Origin of the sequence: Thermococcus sp. 9N3, from assembly GCF_012027685.1 — an archaeon.
In the GTDB taxonomy this organism is placed as follows: Archaea; Methanobacteriota_B; Thermococci; order Thermococcales; family Thermococcaceae; genus Thermococcus; species Thermococcus nautili.
Genome location: NZ_SNUV01000001.1, coordinates 316,628 through 335,360 on the forward strand (window position 1 = coordinate 316,628; position 18,733 = coordinate 335,360).

18 protein-coding genes are annotated in these 18,733 nt (G+C 56.3%); 7 read left to right on the forward strand and 11 right to left on the reverse strand.

Annotation, left to right across the window (positions count from 1 at the left end; translation table 11 throughout):
• Nucleotides 1-30 precede the first annotated feature (30 nt).
• Nucleotides 31-951, forward strand: coding sequence for an SDR family oxidoreductase (locus E3E30_RS01745; RefSeq protein WP_167728226.1), 921 nt, complete (start codon nt 31-33; stop codon nt 949-951).
• On the opposite strand, the gene E3E30_RS01750 is transcribed toward E3E30_RS01745, so the two are convergent.
• The 3 genes from E3E30_RS01750 to E3E30_RS01760 all read right to left on the reverse strand — a co-directional run bounded on the left by E3E30_RS01750 (nt 936) and on the right by E3E30_RS01760 (nt 5,724).
• Entirely contained in the window at nt 936-2,375 is a 1,440-nt protein-coding gene (locus E3E30_RS01750) for a hypothetical protein (RefSeq protein WP_167728227.1), read from the reverse strand. The two genes, E3E30_RS01745 and E3E30_RS01750, sit on opposite strands and share 16 nt — an antisense overlap.
• An 83-nt stretch (nt 2,376-2,458) precedes the next feature.
• Nucleotides 2,459-4,972, reverse strand: coding sequence for a CDC48 family AAA ATPase (locus E3E30_RS01755; RefSeq protein WP_167728228.1), 2,514 nt, complete (start codon nt 4,970-4,972; stop codon nt 2,459-2,461).
• Entirely contained in the window at nt 4,969-5,724 is a 756-nt protein-coding gene (locus E3E30_RS01760) for a hypothetical protein (protein ID WP_042690297.1), read from the reverse strand. The genes E3E30_RS01755 and E3E30_RS01760 overlap by 4 nt, the downstream gene beginning before the upstream one ends.
• An 88-nt stretch (nt 5,725-5,812) precedes the next feature.
• On the opposite strand from E3E30_RS01760, the gene E3E30_RS01765 reads away from it, so the two are divergent.
• Together E3E30_RS01765 and glp are read left to right on the forward strand one after the other, a co-directional pair.
• On the forward strand, nt 5,813-5,953 hold the full coding sequence (locus E3E30_RS01765; RefSeq protein ID WP_156927381.1) for a hypothetical protein: 141 nt from the start codon (nt 5,813-5,815) through the stop codon (nt 5,951-5,953).
• A 73-nt stretch (nt 5,954-6,026) separates the two neighbouring features.
• Complete coding sequence (gene glp / locus E3E30_RS01770; RefSeq protein ID WP_167728229.1) at nt 6,027-7,229, forward strand: gephyrin-like molybdotransferase Glp; 1,203 nt, start codon at nt 6,027-6,029, stop codon at nt 7,227-7,229.
• Here glp and E3E30_RS01775 read toward each other — a convergent pair.
• Nucleotides 7,226-8,311: an ATP-binding protein gene (locus E3E30_RS01775; RefSeq protein WP_167728230.1), complete on the reverse strand. Its 1,086-nt coding sequence runs from the start codon at nt 8,309-8,311 to the stop codon at nt 7,226-7,228. The two genes, glp and E3E30_RS01775, sit on opposite strands and share 4 nt — an antisense overlap.
• Nucleotides 8,312-8,428: 117 nt before the next feature.
• On the opposite strand from E3E30_RS01775, the gene serS reads away from it, so the two are divergent.
• The 3 genes from serS (at nt 8,429) to E3E30_RS11305 (ending at nt 11,153) form a co-directional block, all read left to right on the forward strand.
• Nucleotides 8,429-9,796 (forward strand): serine--tRNA ligase, encoded by a 1,368-nt coding sequence (gene serS / locus E3E30_RS01780; RefSeq protein ID WP_042690290.1) that lies wholly within the window; start codon nt 8,429-8,431, stop codon nt 9,794-9,796.
• Nucleotides 9,797-9,897: 101 nt separating this feature from the next.
• Nucleotides 9,898-10,512 (forward strand): AAA family ATPase, encoded by a 615-nt coding sequence (locus E3E30_RS11300; protein WP_240922500.1) that lies wholly within the window; start codon nt 9,898-9,900, stop codon nt 10,510-10,512.
• Nucleotides 10,473-11,153 (forward strand): DUF4143 domain-containing protein, encoded by a 681-nt coding sequence (locus tag E3E30_RS11305; protein WP_346765888.1) that lies wholly within the window; start codon nt 10,473-10,475, stop codon nt 11,151-11,153. Before E3E30_RS11300 ends, E3E30_RS11305 begins: the two co-directional genes overlap by 40 nt.
• Here the strand turns inward: E3E30_RS11305 and E3E30_RS01790 are convergent.
• Nucleotides 11,150-11,854: a nucleotidyltransferase domain-containing protein gene (locus E3E30_RS01790; RefSeq protein ID WP_167728231.1), complete on the reverse strand. Its 705-nt coding sequence runs from the start codon at nt 11,852-11,854 to the stop codon at nt 11,150-11,152. The genes E3E30_RS11305 and E3E30_RS01790 overlap by 4 nt on opposite strands.
• An 82-nt stretch (nt 11,855-11,936) precedes the next feature.
• Here E3E30_RS01790 and E3E30_RS01795 point away from each other — a divergent pair, with 82 nt between their 5' ends.
• Nucleotides 11,937-12,359, forward strand: a complete 423-nt coding sequence (locus tag E3E30_RS01795; protein ID WP_042690282.1) for a hypothetical protein — start codon at nt 11,937-11,939, stop codon at nt 12,357-12,359.
• Here E3E30_RS01795 and E3E30_RS01800 read toward each other — a convergent pair.
• The 6 genes from E3E30_RS01800 to minD all read right to left on the reverse strand — a co-directional run bounded on the left by E3E30_RS01800 (nt 12,346) and on the right by minD (nt 18,710).
• Nucleotides 12,346-13,527, reverse strand: coding sequence for a hypothetical protein (locus E3E30_RS01800; RefSeq protein ID WP_167728232.1), 1,182 nt, complete (start codon nt 13,525-13,527; stop codon nt 12,346-12,348). The two genes, E3E30_RS01795 and E3E30_RS01800, sit on opposite strands and share 14 nt — an antisense overlap.
• Nucleotides 13,528-13,588: 61 nt before the next feature.
• Nucleotides 13,589-14,608 carry an L-threonylcarbamoyladenylate synthase gene (locus E3E30_RS01805; protein ID WP_167728233.1) on the reverse strand — a complete coding sequence of 340 codons (1,020 nt, stop codon included), beginning with the start codon at nt 14,606-14,608 and terminating at the stop codon, nt 13,589-13,591.
• 40 nt (nt 14,609-14,648) lie between these two features.
• The gene (locus E3E30_RS01810; protein ID WP_167728234.1) at nt 14,649-15,677 is read right to left on the reverse strand and encodes a glycosyltransferase family 4 protein; all 1,029 of its coding nucleotides are present in this window, start codon (nt 15,675-15,677) and stop codon (nt 14,649-14,651) included.
• 22 nt (nt 15,678-15,699) lie between these two features.
• Entirely contained in the window at nt 15,700-17,139 is a 1,440-nt protein-coding gene (gene asnB / locus E3E30_RS01815) for an asparagine synthase (glutamine-hydrolyzing) (RefSeq protein WP_167728873.1), read from the reverse strand.
• Between the two features lie 96 nt (nt 17,140-17,235).
• The gene (locus E3E30_RS01820; protein ID WP_042690269.1) at nt 17,236-17,976 is read right to left on the reverse strand and encodes an ATP/GTP-binding protein; all 741 of its coding nucleotides are present in this window, start codon (nt 17,974-17,976) and stop codon (nt 17,236-17,238) included.
• The gene (gene minD, locus E3E30_RS01825; protein WP_042690266.1) at nt 17,973-18,710 is read right to left on the reverse strand and encodes a cell division ATPase MinD; all 738 of its coding nucleotides are present in this window, start codon (nt 18,708-18,710) and stop codon (nt 17,973-17,975) included. The genes E3E30_RS01820 and minD overlap by 4 nt, the downstream gene beginning before the upstream one ends.
• Nucleotides 18,711-18,733: the final 23 nt, after the last annotated feature.

Consider the following 18,733-nt stretch of genomic DNA (forward strand, 5'->3'; position numbering starts at 1 on the left):
GGGCCCGGTTCTACTCCCCTGGGGTTGAACATGAGGAACAAGCTAATCGTCGTCACCGGGGGAGCCGGCTTCATAGGCTCGCACATAGCCTGGGAGCTGGTCAGGGACAACGAGGTCATCGTTATTGACAACCTCTACACCGGGAAAGCCGAAAACGTTCCGCCCGGAGCGAAGCTGGTTAAGGCCGACGTGAGGGACTACGAGGCGATAGCTGAACTGGTGAGCAACGCCGACTACGTCTTCCACGAGGCGGCCCAGGTGAGCGTCGTCGAGAGCATACGTGACCCGGTCTTCACCGAGGAAGTAAACGTTCTCGGAACCCTCAACATCCTCAGGGCTCTTCTTGATGGACATGGAAAGCTCATATTTGCATCATCGGCGGCGGTCTATGGCGATAACCCCAACCTCCCGCTGAAGGAAAGGGAACGGCCGAGACCGCTCTCGCCCTACGGTGTGACGAAGGCAACTGCCGAGGAGTACCTTCGCGTTTACCACGAGCTCTACGGTTTGCCTGTGGTTTCTCTCCGCTACTTCAACGTCTTCGGGCCGAGACAGGGCTTCAACCAGTACGCGGGAGTGATAAGCATCTTCATAAACCGCGCCCTGGCCGGAGAGCCCCTCGTAATCTTCGGTGACGGTAAGCAGACGAGGGATTTTATCTACGTGAAGGACGTCGTTAGGGCGAACATTCTCGTGGCCGAGAGCAAGCGCGCCAACGGAAGGGTCTTCAACGTCGCAACCGGAAAGCAGACGAGCATTCTCGAACTCGCGATGAAAATAATCGAGATAACCGGGACAACGAGCTCGATAATCTTCGACAAGCCGAGGCCCGGCGACATAAGGCACAGCCTCGCGGACATAACTGAAATCAAAAAGCTCGGCTTCGAGCCGAAGTGGAGCCTCGAAGAGGGACTTAAGAAGACGGTGGAGTGGTATCAGGGGCGGAAGTAGAGGGTGAAAGTGTAGGTCCCACTGGAAGGGGCAGAACACGTTGTGGGGAGGGATACTCTGGGGGGACTGCTCGCAAAGGGTCGGACGCCAATCCAGTAGTAGTGACTGCCACTATTGGCATTGTACTGCCCCAAGATGGGTGGAATTAGGGTTCCTCTAACCTTAGTAGAACCAAGGAAGGTCCCGTTTAGATAAAGGCCTATGTTTTTAGTCAGATTGTTGAAGGCCACTGAATACAATCCACTTGAGGATAGTGGAATGTTGTCATTCACCACACTATACGACCATAGGCTAAGCTGACTTGGATTGGTGCCCGCAAGCGTAACTGACCCGAGCTGATATGAATAAGATAACGTTGAAAATGATACCCAGTAATTGATACCGATTCCATGTAGATAGTAGATACCCCTCCTATACTGATAAAATCCCAAAAACATCGAACCTGGATGATAGCTATTGGGAACATCTAAGTTGGCATAGGTATCAATGACGTAGCCTGTGTATCCACGTGCGGAAATCCTTGAAAGATTCACACCAATCACTTGTAGCATCATCTCGGACAGCTCTAAATTCTCGGTAAAGTTCCAAAACACCCTGTTTGGGTCAAAATACGGACTCGTCCCCGTTCCGTTGAGGTGTATTATTATCTCCCGCACGGAGTTTGCTGGCACGGTATAGTTCACCCAGAACCATATTTTTCCATTGGTTGAATCGTTGAACGCCCAGAAATACAGCTGTTTCCCGGAGGAATTCGTTACGTAAACCTTGGAGAGGTCCGGAACGCACGATGGAGAAACTGTGAAGTTAATCACGTAGTTTCTCAGCTCTGGATTTCCAGTGTTGTTTACAGTTATTCTAATCTCGCTGACGTTCAGTGGAGGTGGTGAGTAGCTCGTTGAACCAGTGCCGATTCCCTCGGATACTAGGGAAATCTCCCCTGGACACAAAGCAATCCCGCCAGCTACGGTTCCTACGGCATTAACAATTTCTGGTTCTGGGAAATTAAAGAATGGGGACACTGCATAGTTAGGACTGGCGTTCAACGTGAGCTGATACACTGTCCCGGCTAAGATACCCGAGTTTGTTGAAAAAGTACCTTTGACTAGGTCAGTGGTTGGAGTAGAGTCCCAAAATGAACGGTACCCCTGGATTTTAATCTGAATCGTAAAATTGAACTCTCCATGGACATCATTAGAAAAAACAACGGATGCGCCAGTGAGCGTCCACGTTTGAATAATCCCCCCCGATTTTGACCAGTGAAGGGTAATCGTCGCCCACGTAATCGGGCTCTTAACTTGGCATGCTCCCAAGCCGAGGGGCTGAACCTTCACGCTGATGTCCGGCACAGCCAAGCTTAACCCAACTGTTAGTATTGCAACGAGGATGCCCGCGAGGGTTCTTCTGAGTAACCTGACTGAATCCATCGCAATTCCTTGCTGGAAAGTCCTTAAATCATTAACCTTTTTTGGAGAAAAGGAAGTTAGAAAAACTTCCGGTTGTAAAACGGTCAGAAGGTGTAGTAGTCCACGCCTCCGCGCTCCTTCTCATGTCTCCTCTTCCTGCCCTCCTCGAAGTTCTTGTAGTACTCAATCATGTAGGGCGTTATGCTGGGCTTGACTTTCTTCATGGCCTCCTCGAAGTCCCTCCTTGAAACCTTTAGCCTCTCAAGGAACTCCTCGCTCTCGCTCTCAACGAGCTCGCTCGGCAGTTCGCGCATGACCCTGCGCATCGCTATCAGTGCCGCTTCCCTCACCAGCGCTTCCAAGTCCGCACCGGAGTAGCCCTCAGTCCTTTTCGCCAGCTCAGCAAGGTTGACGTCCTTCGCGAGGGGGACGCGCCTCGTGTGGACCTTCAGTATCTCAAGCCTGGCCTTCTCGTCGGGCGCCGGAACGAGCACGAGTCTGTCAAAGCGCCCTGGCCTGAGCAGGGCCGGGTCGAGTATGTCGGGCCTGTTCGTTGCCGCTATAACCACGACGCCGCTGTTCCGCTCTATGCCGTCCATCTCAGTCAACAGCTGGTTGATGAGCCTGTCCGTAACGCGGTCGCCTTCAGCACCTCTCGCGGGCGCTATCGCGTCAATCTCGTCGATGAATATCACCGTCGGAGCCGCCTGCCTGGCCTTCCTGAATATCTCCCTTATCCTCTTCTCGCTCTCGCCAACCCACTTGCTCAGAACTTCCGGCCCGCGGATTCCGATGAAGTTAGCCTCACTTTCATTTGCCACGGCCTTCGCGAGTAGCGTTTTACCCGTTCCCGGCGGACCGTAGAGGAGTATGCCCCTTGGGGGCGTTATGCCGAGCCTCTCGAACGCCTTCGGGTACTTGAGGGGCCATTCTACCGCCTCTCTAAGCTCCTGCTTGACGTCCTCAAGGCCTCCAATGTCGTCCCAGCGGACGTTGGGAACCTCTATGAGAACCTCCCTGAGAGCGCTCGGCTCGACCATCTTGAGGGCCTCGTAGAAGTCCTCCTTCCTGACGCGGAGCTCCTGAAGAACCTCCGGCGGTATCTTTTCCTGCTCTGGACTTATCTTGCCCTCGTTTATCAGCCTCCTCAGGACGACCATCGCGGCTTCTCTGGCCAATGCCGCGAGGTCTGCTCCAACGAACCCGTGCGTCTTGTCGGCAATCTCCTCGAGCATCTTGTCGATGAGCCTGCTCCGCACTTCAGCGTAGATTTCACCCTCGCTCTTGAGGGCCTCCTTGACCTCCCCTTCGTCCCTTGCCTCCTCAACCCTGCGAATCAGCGATTCAAGCTTTTTCTCATCGAAGGAGCCCTTGGACTTCATTTCCCTCAGAATCCTGAGGACGGTGGCCTTGTCGTAGTCCGGCTCAAGGGGCATTCCCCTGGTGTGTATCTGGAGTATCTCCTTCCTGCCCTGCTTGTCCGGGACACCGACCTCAATCTCCCTGTCAAACCTTCCTGGCCTTCTCAGCGCGGGGTCAATCGCGTCCGGCCTGTTGGTTGCGGCGATGACTATGACCTTGCCCCTGCTCTTGAGACCGTCCATCAGAGTCAGGAGCTGTGAAACAACCCTCTTCTCGACCTCTCCAACGACTTCCTCTCTCTTCGGAGCGATGGCATCAATCTCGTCGATGAAGATGATGCTCGGGGCGTTCTCCTCGGCCTCTTTGAAAATCTCCCTTAGGCGCTCCTCGCTCTCGCCGTAGAACTTGCTCATTATCTCGGGTCCGTTGATTGCTATGAAGTGGGCGTTTGCCTCGTTGGCGACAGCCTTGGCGAGGAGCGTCTTACCCGTTCCCGGCGGACCGTAGAGCAGGACACCCTTCGGAGGCTCGATTCCAAGCCTTTCGAAGAGCTCTGGGTGCTTGAGGGGAAGCTCGACCATCTCGCGAATCTTCTGAATCGCGTCGCTCAGGCCACCGATGTCCTCGTAGGTGACCTCTGGAATGCTCTCCTCGCGGACCTCAACGGCCTGCGGGAGAACCTCCACTTCAGTGTTGTAGGTTATCTGGACTATTCCCTTGGGAACCGTGTTTACAACCACGAACTTGAGCTCGCCGAAGCCGAGAGGCATCGCCTCGAAGAGACCGCGCAGCAGGTCGTCGAAGGGGGAGCCGCCGTAGTAGGTCTCGCTCCTGTTGCTTGCAACGAGGAGGTCGCCCTTGACGACGGGCCTGCCGAGGAGGTTCTGTTTGACCAAATCTCCAGGAATCTGGATGAATACTCCCTTCTGGGCTGGTGCAAGCACTACTTTCTTCGCCTCCTGAACCTCAGCGCGTTTGACAGTCACGTAGTCGCCTATGCTCACCCCCGCGTTCCTCCTAATGTAGCCATCCATCCTGATTATGTCGAGTCCCCTGTCGTCCGGGTGCGGGTTCGCCACTATCGCTGCCGTCGTCCTCTCGCCGACGAGCTCGACGATGTCGCCCGGTTCAACACCGAGTTGCCTCTGGTACTTTCTGTCAAATCTAACTATGCCCCTGCCGACGTCCCTCTTCAGGGCCTCGGCAACCCGGAGCTTAACCTCATCAACCCTCTCGGGTTCCTTTCCGAATATCATCTTGAACGCCTCCTGTGAAGTTCAATCGCCTCCTCAAGGGTCAGGTTCCCGAGGGCAACCTCCCTCGCGAGGCTTGAGGGGATTGTTATGTTACCGCTCAGCTCCCTACTCCTTCTCTTAATATCCTCGATTTCCCTTTTCGTGGGTTCTTTTACCTCAAGGAGCTCCCCTATCGTCGTCTCCCTTCCGCCCCTCAGGCCGATGTTGATTGAAGCGACTATGTCAACGACGGAGGAGCTCTCGATTCCTCCAACCTTTGGCGTCGTTCTGAACTCGTTGACGACGATTATCGGGTAATCGTAGCCCAGCATCTCGCCGAGGGCCTTGAGGGTCATCGTCCTGTGCCTTTTAGCGCCGTGGCCGATTTTTATCCTCGCACCTGGGTACTTCTCAAGCAGGTCAACAACGATTTCAACGTCCCTCGGGCTTCCGAGGCGGTGAACCTCTATAACCCTTCCATCGGCCACCACGCTCAAACCCGGCCTCGCTCCGGGGTCTATTGCGATGAAGACGTTCTTAAACCTCTCCCTCCCTTCGAGCTTCGCGAGGAGTTCGTCTATGAAGTTCTCATCGTGAACGATGACCTTGACCGGGAAGTCCACCTTATCCCTCTCGCCTGTCAGGACGACCTCAACGTCGTAGGGAATCCTCTCGCCAACGCGCAGGCTCAGGAAGGGAATTCGGTACTCCTTCAGGACCTTCGTGGCAGTGTAGTAGACCCGCGCGTCGTTTGTGATAATCGCGACCCTCATGGTTTCCACTTCTCACGGGGGATATAAACCTTTTTCGAGGCGGTAAAATTTATAGGCTCCCCCCGCGAACATCTTACGAGGGGAGAGTATGGACCCACCCAAGAAGAAGAAAGTGGTGGATGAGGAAGAGGAGTTCCTTGACGAGGAGTTCGAGCTCGAGGAATGGGAGGACGAGGACTGGGAGGAAGAGTGGGAGGACGAAGACTGGGAAGATGAGGACGAGTGGTGAGCTTTCCGGTTAAACGTTCTCGTTTACGCAACCCATTTATACGCCAAGACTTTTCTTTTCTCCCGGTGATAGAATGGCGTTCCTCAAAGTCGTGCCCCTTGAAAAGGCCCTTGAGGTCATAGACTCCTTCCCGCTCGAACCAAAGGTCGAGAGGGTTCCGCTGGGCGAAGCCCTCGGCAGGGTTCTTGCAGAAGATATCGTTTCGCCGATAAACGTGCCCCCCTTTGACAGGGCAACCGTTGACGGCTACGCGGTTAGGGCAGAGGACACCTTCATGGCGAGCGAGAGCGAGCCCGTCAGGCTTAAGGTAACCGGCGAGGTGAACGCGGGCGACTCTCCAGACTTCGAGCTGAAGCCCGGCGAGAGCGTATACATCTCAACCGGAGCGCCCCTACCAAAGGGTGCCGATGCTGTGATACAGTTCGAGGACGTTGACCGGGACGGCGACGAGGTAATCATCTACAAGCCCGCCTATCCCGGTCTCGGTGTCATGAAAGCCGGAGCCGACATACCCAAGGGCAAGCCCCTCCTGAAGCGCGGGACGAGGCTCGGCTTCAAGGAGACCGCCCTTCTATCTGCCGTTGGACTTGCCGAGGTTCCGGTCTTCAGGAAACCGAAGGTGGCCGTCATAAGCACGGGCAACGAGCTGGTTCTCCCGGGCGAGGGGCTGAAGCCGGGCCAGATTTACGACATCAACGGGAGGGCCATAGCCGACGCCGTCAAGGAGCTTGGAGGTGAAGCGGTTTTCCTCGGCATAGCGAAGGACGACCGAGAGAGCCTGAAGGCCCTGATAGAGAAGGGCGTTGAGTGCTGTGACATCGTGCTCCTCAGCGGTGGCGCGAGCGGTGGGATAAGGGATTTGACCAGCTCGATAATCGAGGAACTCGGTGAGGTTAAGATACACGGCATAGCGATTCAGCCAGGAAAGCCGACGATAATCGGCTTGATAGACGGAAAACCGGTCTTCGGCCTCCCCGGCTACCCGACGAGCTGTCTGACGAACTTCACCCTGCTCGTCGCCCCGCTCCTGAGGAGGCTCATCGGAAGGGAGAGCGAGGTCAGGAAGGTCAAAAAGAGGCTCGCCCACAAGGTCTTCTCGGTGAAGGGCAGGAGGCAGTTCCTCCCGGTGAGGATTGAGGGCGAGAAGGCCGTTCCGATACTCAAGGGGAGCGGTGCCGTCACGAGCTTCATTGATGCGGACGGCTTCATTGAGGTTCCGGAGAACGTGGAGATACTTGAGGCCGGGGAAGAGGTTGAGGTTACATTCTTTGGCTAAACGCCGTACTCCCTCGCCCACCTTTCGTATTTCTTCAGCAGTTCCCTCTTAACGGGGCTCTTCACCCTTTTGAACGCGTAGCGGAAGTCCTTAGCCTCAAGGGGCCTTATCGTGAGTTCCTTCCCCGCTATCGAGCCCACCTTTAGGGGGTCGCTCAGCTCGGGGTTCATCTCCTCCAGCATGTGGAGAACCGCAAAGGTGCAGGCGTTCGCTATCTCCCTTCCCGAGTAGAGTCTTTTTACCGCCACCCTAGCCAGGGATTCCAGCGTTACCCTTAGGGGAAGCCCCCGCAGGTGAATCGCGAAGATTTCTCGCGCGCCTTCTTCATCCGGCAGTGGCACGTAAATCCGAAGCGGGAAGCGAGAGAGCATGGCCTCGTCGAGGTCCCAGGGTGCGTTAGTCGAGGCGAGCGTGATTACCCCCTCGGAATCCTGAAAGCCATCCATCTCGGCCAAAATTGTTCCCAGGAGCCTCCGCCCGGCGTCCTCCATCGAGGAGCGCTTCATTGCGAGCGCATCGAACTCGTCTATGAAAACGACGCTTGGAGCCTTCTGCCTCGCGAGGGCGTAGATTGACGACGCTATCTTGCTTGACTCTCCGAAGTACTTGCTGAGAACGTCGCTGACCTTGACGCCTATGAAGGTGGCCTTCATACTGCCGGCGAGGGCCTTTGCAAGGAGCGTTTTTCCCGTCCCCGGCGGGCCGAAGAGGAGAACGCCCTTCCAGGGCTTGAAGCCCCCGGGAACCTTCGCCATCGTCATTCCGACGGCTTGAGCTAAAAGCTTCTTCGCTTCTCTCAAGCCCCCAACGTCCTCCCAGGTTACGTTGGAGCTTGTGATTAGCCTCTCAACCCCGTTCGAGCGCTTTTTAACGTCCACCTCAACGTTCTCTGCCTTCCGCTCCCAGTCCTCGGCCAGCTTGAGGTAGTAGTGCGAGAACTGCAACTCCTCGGATGCGAGCTTCCTTAAGAGGCCGGCGCACTGGAGGGCGAAGAAACGCGCCTTTCCCGCGTTGCCCTCCTCAAGGGCCCTCTCGTAGAGGCGCTCGTACCTGTGGAGAAGCGACGAGTAAGCCACCTTCATCGCGCCGGCCCCTCTGAGGACTTCGGCGCGCGCTCTTATAGCGCTTTTGTGTAGGTGGTTGTGTAGCTTAGGAAACCTTTTTTAAAGGCCTCCCCGTTCTTTGGTTAGGTGTTGGCTATGCTCGACATAAAGCTCATCCGCGAAAAGCCCGAGGTCGTCAAGAAGGACCTCATCAAGAGGGGCGAAACCGAGAAGGTCAAATGGATTGACGAAATCCTTGAACTCGACAGGAAGTGGCGCGAGAACCTGAAGAAAATCAACCAGCTCAGGAAGGAGCGCAACCAGCTTGCCATACAGATAGGCAAGCGCAAGAAGGCTGGAGAGCCGATAGACGACCTCCTCGCGAGGAGCAACGAGATAGTGAAGCAGATTGAGGAGCTTGAGAAAGAAGTTGAGGCCCTGAAGAAGAAAATCGACTACTACCTGTGGCGTTTGCCCAACATCACCCACGAGAGCGTTCCGGTTGGTGAAAGCGACGAGGACAACGTGCCGATTAGGTTCTGGGGCAAGGCCAAGGTCTGGGAGGGCTTCCTTGAGACCTTCAAGGAGCAGAGCCTCGGAAAGATGGAGTACGAGGTTTTGAGCTGGAGGCCGAGGCTCCACGTTGACATGCTTGAGCTCCTCCGCGGTGCGGACCTCGAGAGGGCCGCGAAGGTGAGCGGTGCGAGGTTCTACTACCTCCTCAACGAACTGGTAATACTGGATTTGGCCTTAATCCGCTTCGCCCTCGACAAGCTCATCGAGAAGGGCTTCACGCCGGTTGTCCCGCCCTACATGGTGCGCCGCTTCGTCGAGGAAGGTGCCACCACCTTCGAGGACTTTGAAGACGTCATATACAAGGTTGAGGGCGAGGACCTCTACCTGATTCCGACGGCAGAGCACCCGTTAGCGGGCATGCACGCCAACGAAATCCTCGACGGCAAGGACTTACCGCTCCTCTACGTCGGCGTTAGCCCCTGCTTCCGTAAGGAGGCCGGAACGGCTGGAAAGGACACGAAGGGAATCTTCCGCGTTCACCAGTTCCACAAGGTCGAGCAGTTCGTCTATTCCCGCCCGGAGGAGAGCTGGGAGTGGCACGAGAAGCTCATAGCCAACGCCGAGGAGATATTCCAGGAGCTTGAGATTCCTTACAGGGTTGTCAACATCTGCACCGGCGACCTGGGCTACGTAGCGGCTAAAAAGTACGACATCGAGGCCTGGATGGCCGGACAGGGCAAGTTCAGGGAGGTCGTTTCGGCGAGCAACTGTACCGACTGGCAGGCGAGGCGCTTGAACATCCGCTTCCGCGACAAGACTCACGAGAAGCCGAAGTTCGTCCACACGCTGAACTCGACGGCGATAGCGACGTCGAGGGCAATCGTTGCCATACTCGAGAACCACCAGACTGAGGAGGGCGTTGTAAAGCTCCCGAAGGCCCTCTGGAAGTACACGGGCTTCAAGGAGATTCTGCCCGCGAGCATGAAGGAGAAGTGCTGTCAGGGCTGAATCCCTTTCTTCTTTTGTTTGCTCGTAGTCTCGCGCTTCTTGGACGGCGTACAGTACAAGGGCTTATAAAGGGTTGTACTGTATGTAGTCCATGATGGGTCATGATTGAGAGGGAAACCTGGGCCGAGGTCGTTCTCGATTACCATTCGCTTCCCTTCGAGGGCATAGAGCGGGAAATCGAGGTTAAACTTCCCAACACCCAGATGGCGGTGGCGATAATCGGGCCGAGGAGGGTGGGGAAGACCTACCTCATGCGCCAGATTATGGAGGGGCTTAAGTCCGAGGGCGTCCCCGAGGAGAGCATTGCCTACGTGAACCTTGAGGACCCAAGGCTCGTTGGAGCTTCCCTTGATGACCTGATGACCCTGCTCGAAGTTCTGAGGGAGATGGGAGGAGAAAAGTTCTACCTCTTCCTCGACGAGGTTCAGGCCGTTGAGGGCTGGGAGCGCTTCGTTCGATATCTTCTTGACACAGGTCACAGGGTCTTTGTCTCTGGCTCCTCCTCAAAGCTCCTTTCGAAAGAGATAGCGACCCAGCTGAGAGGGCGTTCCGTAGCAGTTCGCGTCTTTCCCTTCTCGTTCCGCGAGTTCCTGAAGGCCAGGGGATTCCAGTTCAAGCGCTACATTTCGAGCGCCGAAAAGGCCCGCCTCAGGGCGCTTCTTGGGGAGTACCTGGAGTGGGGGGCTACCCCGAGGCCGTGCTCAACCCCCACATGAGGATTGAAGTCCTGAAGGAAATCCTCGACCTCGCAATATACCGCGACATCGTGGAGCGCTGGGATGTTAGAAACGTCTCCGCTTTACGTTTGCTCCTCAAAATCCTCGCCCGCTCAAGCCACCTCACGCTCACAAAAGCGTATTCGACGATGAAGAGTCTCGGAATCTCGATAGGCAAGGGGACGGTTGCGGATTACCTTGAATACCTGAGCGATGCCTTCATACTGCTCCGCCTTCCCCCTTACGTGAAGTCCTATAAGAAGGCTGAACTGCTCGGCTTCAAGCCTTACCTCGTTGATAACGGCCTGCTCAGAATTATGGGTGTCCGGGACAGGGGGAGGTTGCTTGAAAACCTCGTCATGGTCGAGCTCCTCAGGAGGGGCTTTGAGCCGGGGGAGGATTTGTTTTACGTCCCCGGCGACGGCTGGGAGGTGGATTTCCTCGCTGGAGACGAGCTGATTCAGGTTAGCTACGAACTTCACCCGCTCAACAGGGAGCGTGAGCTTGGAGCGCTCGCGAAAGCCGTGAAAAGAACCGATGCCGAAAGGCTCACGGTCGTTACCTTCGCGGATAAGGGGAGCGTTGAGTTGAACGGAAAACGGATTGAGGTTGTCCCGCTCCACGAGTGGCTTCTGCGCTAAACCCCTCCCCGCTCCCTCACCTTCCTCCTGACGTTCGGGTCGCGGTCTGCGATTATCTTCAAGGCCTCCTCGAAGGTCATCCAGTCCGGAACCTCCTCGTTGAGGTAGATGCCTGTCCTTCCAATCGCGTCCCTTCTCGTGAGGACGTGGACGCGCTCCGTAACTATGTCAACGCTAACGCCGAGGGTTCTGGCGACCTCGCTCTCCCTTCCAACGACTTCGCGCTCGATGTGGCCCCTCTCGGTGGGAATTATCAGAATCAGCTTCTTATTTACTCCCGGAACGCGCTCCTTAGTTTTGACACCCCACAAATCAACGGCCCCTCCCCAGCGGTAGAAGTCCAGCTCCCTGTCGGTCGGCTCGATGAGTGGAAACGTCACGGTCGTTTCTTCATCAATCTCAATCACTCCCTTTATCAGGTGCCACGGAGTTGCCATGACTATCTTCCTTCTCCTCACGAGCCCTTCGAGGGCCAGCTCTATGAGGTAGCTCGGAACCCTAATCGGAATGAAGATGTCTATGTCGCTGTCCCTTCTCACGTCGCCCCTCGCGACGCTCCCGTAGAGCAGGGGGTCGAACTGTGCCAGACGCTCCATTATCTTCAAAGCCTTCTCGCGCTTCTCCCAGAGGTAGCGCCACCTCTTGGGCGTGTACACTATTTCCCTCTCGTCCCAGACACGGACAACCTTTTCCCTCGGCATCGGTGCAACTTCGGCGGGAACTTTTAAAGGCCTACCGATATCGTTTTATACAGCTCTGTTGACTTCGGGGTGGTGAAAGAAGATGCCGGTGTTGGGCTACAACATAACGAAGGTTGAGATGGAAAAGCTGACGTCGAACATTCCCCCAGGGCAGATTGAGGTCAAGCTCTCTCCGAAAATCGAGGAACTTCGCCTCGGTGAAATAAGGACTCCGACCGGGAAGATGAACGGAATCGAGGTTCTTTTCGACTTCCAGGTCGAGTACAATCCCCAGATTGCCAGGGCCTCTGTGAAAGGGGCAATACTCTACATGCCTCCCCAGAAGGACAAGATTGATGACATACTTACAGCATGGGAGGACGAAAAGAAGCTGGACTCCGTTCTGCTCGTTGAGGTCGTTAACTTCCTCTCAATGGAGCTTACTCCGATGCTGGTAGTAATAGCAAAGGAGATGCGCCTTCCCTACCACGTCCCAATTCCGAGGGCCGAGCTCAGAACTCAGTGATGCCCTCTGCCTCGAGTATTTTCCTTCTTATCTCCGCCAGTTCGTCTCTCTTTTCTAGTATCTTGTCAGCGACCTCAAAGGCCTTGGGGAGATTGTTCTTCTTCAGGTGGAACTCCACCACGTCAACTTCATCAAGAACCTCCGCGGAGCCTTTCTGAGAGGCGTAGACCTTCGCAACCGCGAGCCTCACGCGGGTTCTGTGGTGAAGTCCGCTCATCAGCTCGAGGGCGCTCTTGTAGGCGTTCATCGCTTCCTCAACCTTTCCAACGCCTATTAGTGCCTCGGTGACCTCCATGAGCTTGTGCGATGCCATCTTATCGTCTCCGGACGCGCGGTGAGCACTGACGACCTGGTTGAGCATCCTTATGGTGTTGATGCCTATCAGCTTTGCCCTCCCGCTGTTGCCCGCGAGCAGGTAAGCGTACTGGGCCTTAACGAGGTAACTGGTGGTTCCGTCAAGGTCTCCTTCGGAGTACGCCAGCTTGCTGGCCCTCTCGTAGTTCTTCGCGGCGGTGTCCATCATCTCCTTGAAGTGGGCGTCGTAACCGAATATTACCTTAGTGTAACGGGCCAGTTCGTAAAACGCATCTGCCGCCGCGCCCGCGTCCCCCTCTCCGAGCTTTGCCTCGGCAATCTGGCCGTAGAGGCTTATGAGCTTCTCGGCGACCTTTCTTGCTTCTTCCTCAGAGCCCGCCAGCCTGTAATAGCGGAACGCTGACTCGTAAGCCCTTATTGCGAGTGGTATGTCGCTCGCCTCCTCATAGGAGTTTCCGAGGTCCTCGTAGATGCTGGCGAACTCCAGTGCGTACTTGCCAAGCAAGCGGGTGTCGTTGAGGGTAGCGAAGACCTCAAGAACGCTGAAGCAGTAATCGTCGAGGACGTCTATGTCTACCTCTGGCTTGGAAATCTCCTCCTCGATGAGGTCTATGTAGAGGTAAGCACTCTTGAGGAGCGAAGGCCTAGCCTTCTCGATTCCAGCCCGCTTGGCAAGGAAGTAACCCAGATAACGGTACAGTCTCGCGGCGTTCTCCTTATCTCCTCTCGCCTCGTACCCCTTGGCCGCCCGAAGGATTAGTTTAAGCCCTTCCTTGGCTTTACCCTCATCTACGTATTTGAACCCGAGCTCCTCAAGTTCTTCAGGTGAAGAGTCAATACCCGGCGAAATCAAAGTCCTCACCCCGCCCACTCGAATCGGGTTGATTTAATCGAAAGCAATATTTAAGCGTTGCCTAAGCGCGAATTATTCGGTAACCCGAAGCCTTTCTCAGCCTGTTCATGACGGCTAAGCCCAAGCCCCGCTCTTCAACTCCCTCGGCGATTATGACGTCAACTCCGCGCCTGTCGAGCTCCCTAAGGGCCCTGAACAGGTTTCTGGCAACGTCCTCAAGGGTTTCCCCAAGGTGAAAGAACTCGTCGGCCTCGAACTCCTCGGTGGCCATTACCCCCACGCGGTAGCCCTTCGAGCGGTACTCCGCAACGAGTTCCTCAATCTTTTCCCTGACCCTCTCCCTCGGCCCCTCGACCACCACAACCGGGGCGTTCGGCGAGTAGTGCCTGTACTTCATTCCCGGCGCCCTCGCGAGGTCAACGGCCTTCCCCTTAACGGCCGGGTGAATCTCGACCGGGCCGATGACCCTCTCAATCTCCTCCAGCGGTAAACCACCGGGCCTGAGGAGCGTCGGCCTCTCTGAGCTGAGGTCTATCACCGTCGACTCGACACCCACCCACGTTGGCCCGCCGTCGATTATCGCCTCTATCCTACCGTAGAAGTCATCGACCACGTGCTCTGCCAGGGTGGGACTCGGCTTCCCGCTTATGTTGGCGGAAGGCGCCGCGATAGGCGTGCTGGCCCTTATCAGTGCGAGCGCTATCGGATGGGCCGGCATTCTCACCGCAACCGTGTCGAGTCCACCGGTAGTAACGAGCGGAACCTCTTCCCTCTTCGGCAGGACCATGGTTAGGGGCCCCGGCCAAAACTTCTCCGCCAGGAGCTTGGCCTCCTCTGGAATCTCCCTCGCGAGCTTCTTCAGGTCTTTGAAATCTGCGATGTGGACTATGAGCGGATTATCAGCGGGCCTGCCCTTGGCTTCAAAAATCCTCCTCACGGCGTTTTCGTTCAGCGCATCTGCACCGAGTCCGTAAACCGTCTCCGTTGGAAACGCGACCAGCTTTCCCTCTATGATGAGCCTCCCAGCGACCTTAATCTTCCTCTCGTCCAGACCGTCTCGCATGTTTATCACAATCGTCATGCTCTCACCCGTGGAAATCCCTAAAAAAGCCGTTAAAAACCTATCCCGTGAGGGACTCGTAAAGGGCTTCAACCTCAATCGCGACCTTCTTCCCTGAGTAGAACCGGGCGACGCGCCTTCCAATTGCCCCTGCCTTCCGGTTCACCTTCGGCTCGAGGAGCGTTCTCACTGCCTCAACGAGCTCGTCAAAGCTCTCGAAGGTCAGCCCGTTCTTCCCCTCGCGTATCAGCTCTGGAACGGCACTAACGCGCCTTCCAACGACCGGAACACCGAGGGAGTTGGCTTCCAAAATCACGAGGCCGAAGCCTTCTCTCTTCGAGGGGAGGACGAGTAGCCTGCTCTCTGACAGGATTCTGTTTACATCCTTCCTGTATCCAAGGAAGCGGACGTTGTCCGGGGCTTTCTCTTCAAGCTTCTTTCTCAGCGGGCCGTCGCCAACGACGAGGAACTCTTCCCCCGGAAAGTGCCTCGCGAGCTCGATGAAGGTTTCGGGCGACTTGTACTCCCTGAGCGCCCCGAGGAAGGTGATGTACTTTCTCTCCGCCGGAATTTCCTCCAGCCCTTCAACGCCGTTGGGGATTACCCTGACGTTTTTTGCTCCAAGTCTCTGGGCGAGCTTAGCAAGGTAGTGGCTGACCGCTATAACAGCGTCCGCCCTTTCGAGGCTTTTTCTAACGTAAAGCCGGCCGAGGGTTAGCTTTGCAGTGTGTTCTAAATCGCTCCCGTGGGCGGTAACGACGAGCGGAAGGTTAAGCCGTTCTTTCGCCAGAACCCCGGCGAAGCTGGTCGTTCCAACGAAGTGGGCGTGAATTATGTCGAACCCGAAGCGCCGGTGGAGTTTTACTATCTTCCTCGCACCTAAAAACGCGAAGCTCGTCCCCCTCAGCCCGTAAACCGGCGGAACCCTGACCTGATGAACCAATTCCCTCTCGAAGTCCCTCGGCTCGACCGGGCCGTAGGTGAGAACGTGAACCTCGTGTCTCTTTCTCAACTCCCGGACGAGGTTGTCAAGGTGCCTCGCAACGCCCCCGCCGTGCGGTGGATAGTGGCCGACCATGAGGATTCTCATGTGCCGGGATTGGAAAAGGGAGTTAAAAAGCGTTTGGAAATGTCTCGCGGAAGAGCCTTTCGGCAAATTCTCTTAGCGAGAGCCCTTCCCTCTTCGCGAGCTTTTCAAGGAGCTTCTGCGCCCTGCTACCGTACTGCATGGCCTTCTTCTCCCTGTTTGCTATCCACTCCGGGACTCCGAGCCTTAAAGCGAGCCTCCTGAGGACTACCTTTCTCTCCCCTCCGGATATCTTGAGCTCGCCAGGGGTTCTCAGGGCTATGCCGACGACCGGGAGCGAGAGGAACGGGAAGCGTCCTTCGACCTCGTTGAGCATCGCTATCTTGTCGTCGCGCGCGAGGTTCCGCTCGGCTATGTTGAGCAGGTCCTCCCACATAAGTTCGGGCCTCTCGATGTACTTCGCGTAGCCTCCGAAGAGCTCGTCTGCCCCCTGTCCGCTCAGGAGAACCTTTACACCGTCCCTTTTAGCGAGCCCGGTGGCGAAGTAAAGGGGAACCCCTATGGTGAGGTTCATCGGGTTCGGTTCCTCTATGGCGAAGATGACCTTTTTGATGGCCTCTTCCACGTCGTCCAAGTCGAAAACCCTCTCCCTCAGCTCCCAGCCGAAGTAATCTGCCACTTTCCTCGCCCACTCCAGGTCAGGACTGTCCTCTGTTCCGGCGGTGTATAGAACAACGTCCGAATGTCTTGAAGCGAGGTGGGCAATTAGCGTGCTGTCGAGCCCGCCGGAGAAGAGTATCCCCGTCCTTTGGGCGCTTCTAAGCTTTACCGCGTAGTCAAGGACGTTTTCGAGTCCCCTTAGAACGCTCTCCCCGGCAAGGGGCTTTCCCTTCAGGCACTCCAGTGAGAACAGCCTCGCGCGCCTGATTCCTTCTCCCAGAACGACGAGCTCGCCGGGTTCGACCGGAATTGCTTTCTCCCCAATCGCCCAGAGAACCTTCTTCTCGCTGGCGAAGAAGCCGTTGGGCGAGAAGTAGAGGGGTCTTATTCCCATCGGGTCCCTGAACAGGTAAATCCTCTCTCCGTCGGAGAAGGCCACCGCGTAGTCGCCCTCAAGCCAGCGCATCGCCTCCTTGACTGCGTGGGGGAAGCTCAAACCCCTTTCCTTCAAAAACTCGATTAGGCGAAGTATTACCTCCGTGTCAACGTCGCTCTCAAAGGAAACGCCCTTCCCCTCAAGGAAATTCCGAATCTGGATGTGATTGTAGATTTCGCCATTGTGCACCAGCGCTAACTCGTTAACGAAGGGCTGTGTGAAGGTTTTTGAGCCTGTCATAGCTAATCTGCACTGGAGGATGCCTATTTTTCCTTCTGGAATCTCGCTCAGCCTTGAGAAGTCGCTTGATTTGAGAACCCCCTCATCCGTCCAGACGCCGAAGCTGTCTGGCCCGCGGTGTTTTCCGGCTAAGGCCATCCTTATGAGCCTCTCCCTGACCTCACCGATTCCACCGGCGATAAGGCACATGCTCTCACCCATCTTCCTTCGCGGGGGAGGAGAAAAGCCTTCGCCCTTCCCACTTGGGAGAGTTTGCAGGGAAAAGAGCGTTCCTTGAACGCCCGTTCACGTCAGGTCTCCACAGGTGCAGTAATGCTCATAAGCCACCGTCTCAAGTTCGTCAAAGCCTTCCCTCGTTTTGGCCGAGAGGTAGAGAACCCTCGTCGGCGGGGCCAGCTCCGGAAGCGTTGAGCAGAGCTTGTACGCCAAAAGCCCCTGGGTTGAAGGTTCGAGCTTGAGCCTCGCGGTTAAATACTCAACGTCGTCGAGGTACTTCCTCAGCTCGTCAACGCTGGCCGTGTCTATTTTGCTCAGCGCCGGAACGGTCGTTATTCCGAGCCTGAGGTCTATCATGAGGCCGAAGAAGAGTGCGAAGCAGAAGTCGGTCGGCTTCCTCAGTATCTCCGGTGAGAAGAGGTATACACCCAGGGCGTCGGGGAAGGCCTCCATCAGCTTTACCCCGAACTCGTGGAAGAGGAAGGTCTCCATCTGGCCGGGGGTATCTATGAGAACGTAGTCGCTTCTCCCGTCGAGCTCCCTGATTCTTTCGGCGTAGTCATTGACCTTCGGAACGAGGAGGTCGTAGCTCCTGACTATCGCCCCGTTGGGGCCCAAACCTTCTTCCATGAGCTCCCACGCGGTCACGTCGTCGCGCACATCGACGTCTGGCCGGTAGGGGAGCTTTCTAACGCCCGTGTCGAGGTTGACGTACGAGACCGAGTAGCCGTTCTCCTCAAGATACTTTCCGAACTCGGCCGTTAGGGTTGTCTTCCCGCTCCCCGCGGTGCCTATGAAGGCCAGAATCATCCCATCACCCTCGCCTTGAAGCCCGCTATCCTCACGACCGTCTCGGCCAGCTCGTAGAAGGCCTTTGCGCCGTCGGAGTCGGGGGCATACTCGACGACGGGGACTCCCTCAAGCGTCGCCTCCCTGACCTTCGGGTCCTCCGGGACGACAACCAAAAGCGGGACCTCCATGACCTCCTCGGCAACGTCCGGCGGAATGTCGTTGTCGCTCCTGCCGTAGCGGTTCAGGACGAAGCCGAGAACGGCTAGACCAGCCTTTTTGAGGACGATTCCAACCTTCATGGTGTCGGTTATGCACGAGATTTCCGGGTTCGTGACTAGGATTACCTCCTCCCCGCTCATCATCGCGTTCATCGCATCCATCTGGAGTCCCGCGGGACAATCAATGATGATGAAGTCGTAGTGGGGCTTGAGGGGCTTTATCGTGCCAGGCAATCGCCTTGGGTCGGCCCTTATGACGTGTTCCCAGTCAACGGCAGCAGGAACGAGGTAAACGTTATCGTAGCTCGTCGCGTAGATTGCATCATTAATCTGGGCCGTTCCGGCCAGAACGTCATGAATCGTCGTCTCGGCGTCGTCTATTCCCATAACAAGGCTCAGGTTCGCCATCGTTAGGTCAGCGTCAATCGCCAGAACCTTGTAGCCCATCTTGCCGAGTGCTATAGAAAGGTTCGCGGTGGTGGTCGTTTTCCCGGTTCCACCCTTCCCGCTCGCAATCGAGATTAACCGGCCCATCATCCCACCCCTTTAAGGTTGGC

What these genes read in the sequence shown, in the direction of transcription:
- E3E30_RS01790 (WP_167728231.1), bottom strand. Translation starts at nt 11,854, where the DNA reads ATGCCGAGGGAAAAGGTTGTCCGTGTCTGGGACGAGAGGGAAATAGTG.
- E3E30_RS01765 (WP_156927381.1), top strand. Translation starts at nt 5,813, where the DNA reads ATGGACCCACCCAAGAAGAAGAAAGTGGTGGATGAGGAAGAGGAGTTC.
- asnB (WP_167728873.1), bottom strand. Translation starts at nt 17,139, where the DNA reads ATGTGCCTTATCGCCGGTGGAATCGGTGAGGTCAGGGAGAGGCTCATA.
- E3E30_RS01805 (WP_167728233.1), bottom strand. Translation starts at nt 14,608, where the DNA reads ATGACGATTGTGATAAACATGCGAGACGGTCTGGACGAGAGGAAGATT.
- E3E30_RS01760 (WP_042690297.1), bottom strand. Translation starts at nt 5,724, where the DNA reads ATGAGGGTCGCGATTATCACAAACGACGCGCGGGTCTACTACACTGCC.
- glp (WP_167728229.1), top strand. Translation starts at nt 6,027, where the DNA reads ATGGCGTTCCTCAAAGTCGTGCCCCTTGAAAAGGCCCTTGAGGTCATA.
- serS (WP_042690290.1), top strand. Translation starts at nt 8,429, where the DNA reads ATGCTCGACATAAAGCTCATCCGCGAAAAGCCCGAGGTCGTCAAGAAG.
- E3E30_RS11300 (WP_240922500.1), top strand. Translation starts at nt 9,898, where the DNA reads ATGATTGAGAGGGAAACCTGGGCCGAGGTCGTTCTCGATTACCATTCG.
- minD (WP_042690266.1), bottom strand. Translation starts at nt 18,710, where the DNA reads ATGGGCCGGTTAATCTCGATTGCGAGCGGGAAGGGTGGAACCGGGAAA.
- E3E30_RS01775 (WP_167728230.1), bottom strand. Translation starts at nt 8,311, where the DNA reads ATGAAGGTGGCTTACTCGTCGCTTCTCCACAGGTACGAGCGCCTCTAC.
- E3E30_RS01810 (WP_167728234.1), bottom strand. Translation starts at nt 15,677, where the DNA reads ATGAGAATCCTCATGGTCGGCCACTATCCACCGCACGGCGGGGGCGTT.
- E3E30_RS01755 (WP_167728228.1), bottom strand. Translation starts at nt 4,972, where the DNA reads ATGATATTCGGAAAGGAACCCGAGAGGGTTGATGAGGTTAAGCTCCGG.
- E3E30_RS01820 (WP_042690269.1), bottom strand. Translation starts at nt 17,976, where the DNA reads ATGATTCTGGCCTTCATAGGCACCGCGGGGAGCGGGAAGACAACCCTA.
- E3E30_RS01745 (WP_167728226.1), top strand. Translation starts at nt 31, where the DNA reads ATGAGGAACAAGCTAATCGTCGTCACCGGGGGAGCCGGCTTCATAGGC.
- E3E30_RS01795 (WP_042690282.1), top strand. Translation starts at nt 11,937, where the DNA reads ATGCCGGTGTTGGGCTACAACATAACGAAGGTTGAGATGGAAAAGCTG.
- E3E30_RS01750 (WP_167728227.1), bottom strand. Translation starts at nt 2,375, where the DNA reads ATGGATTCAGTCAGGTTACTCAGAAGAACCCTCGCGGGCATCCTCGTT.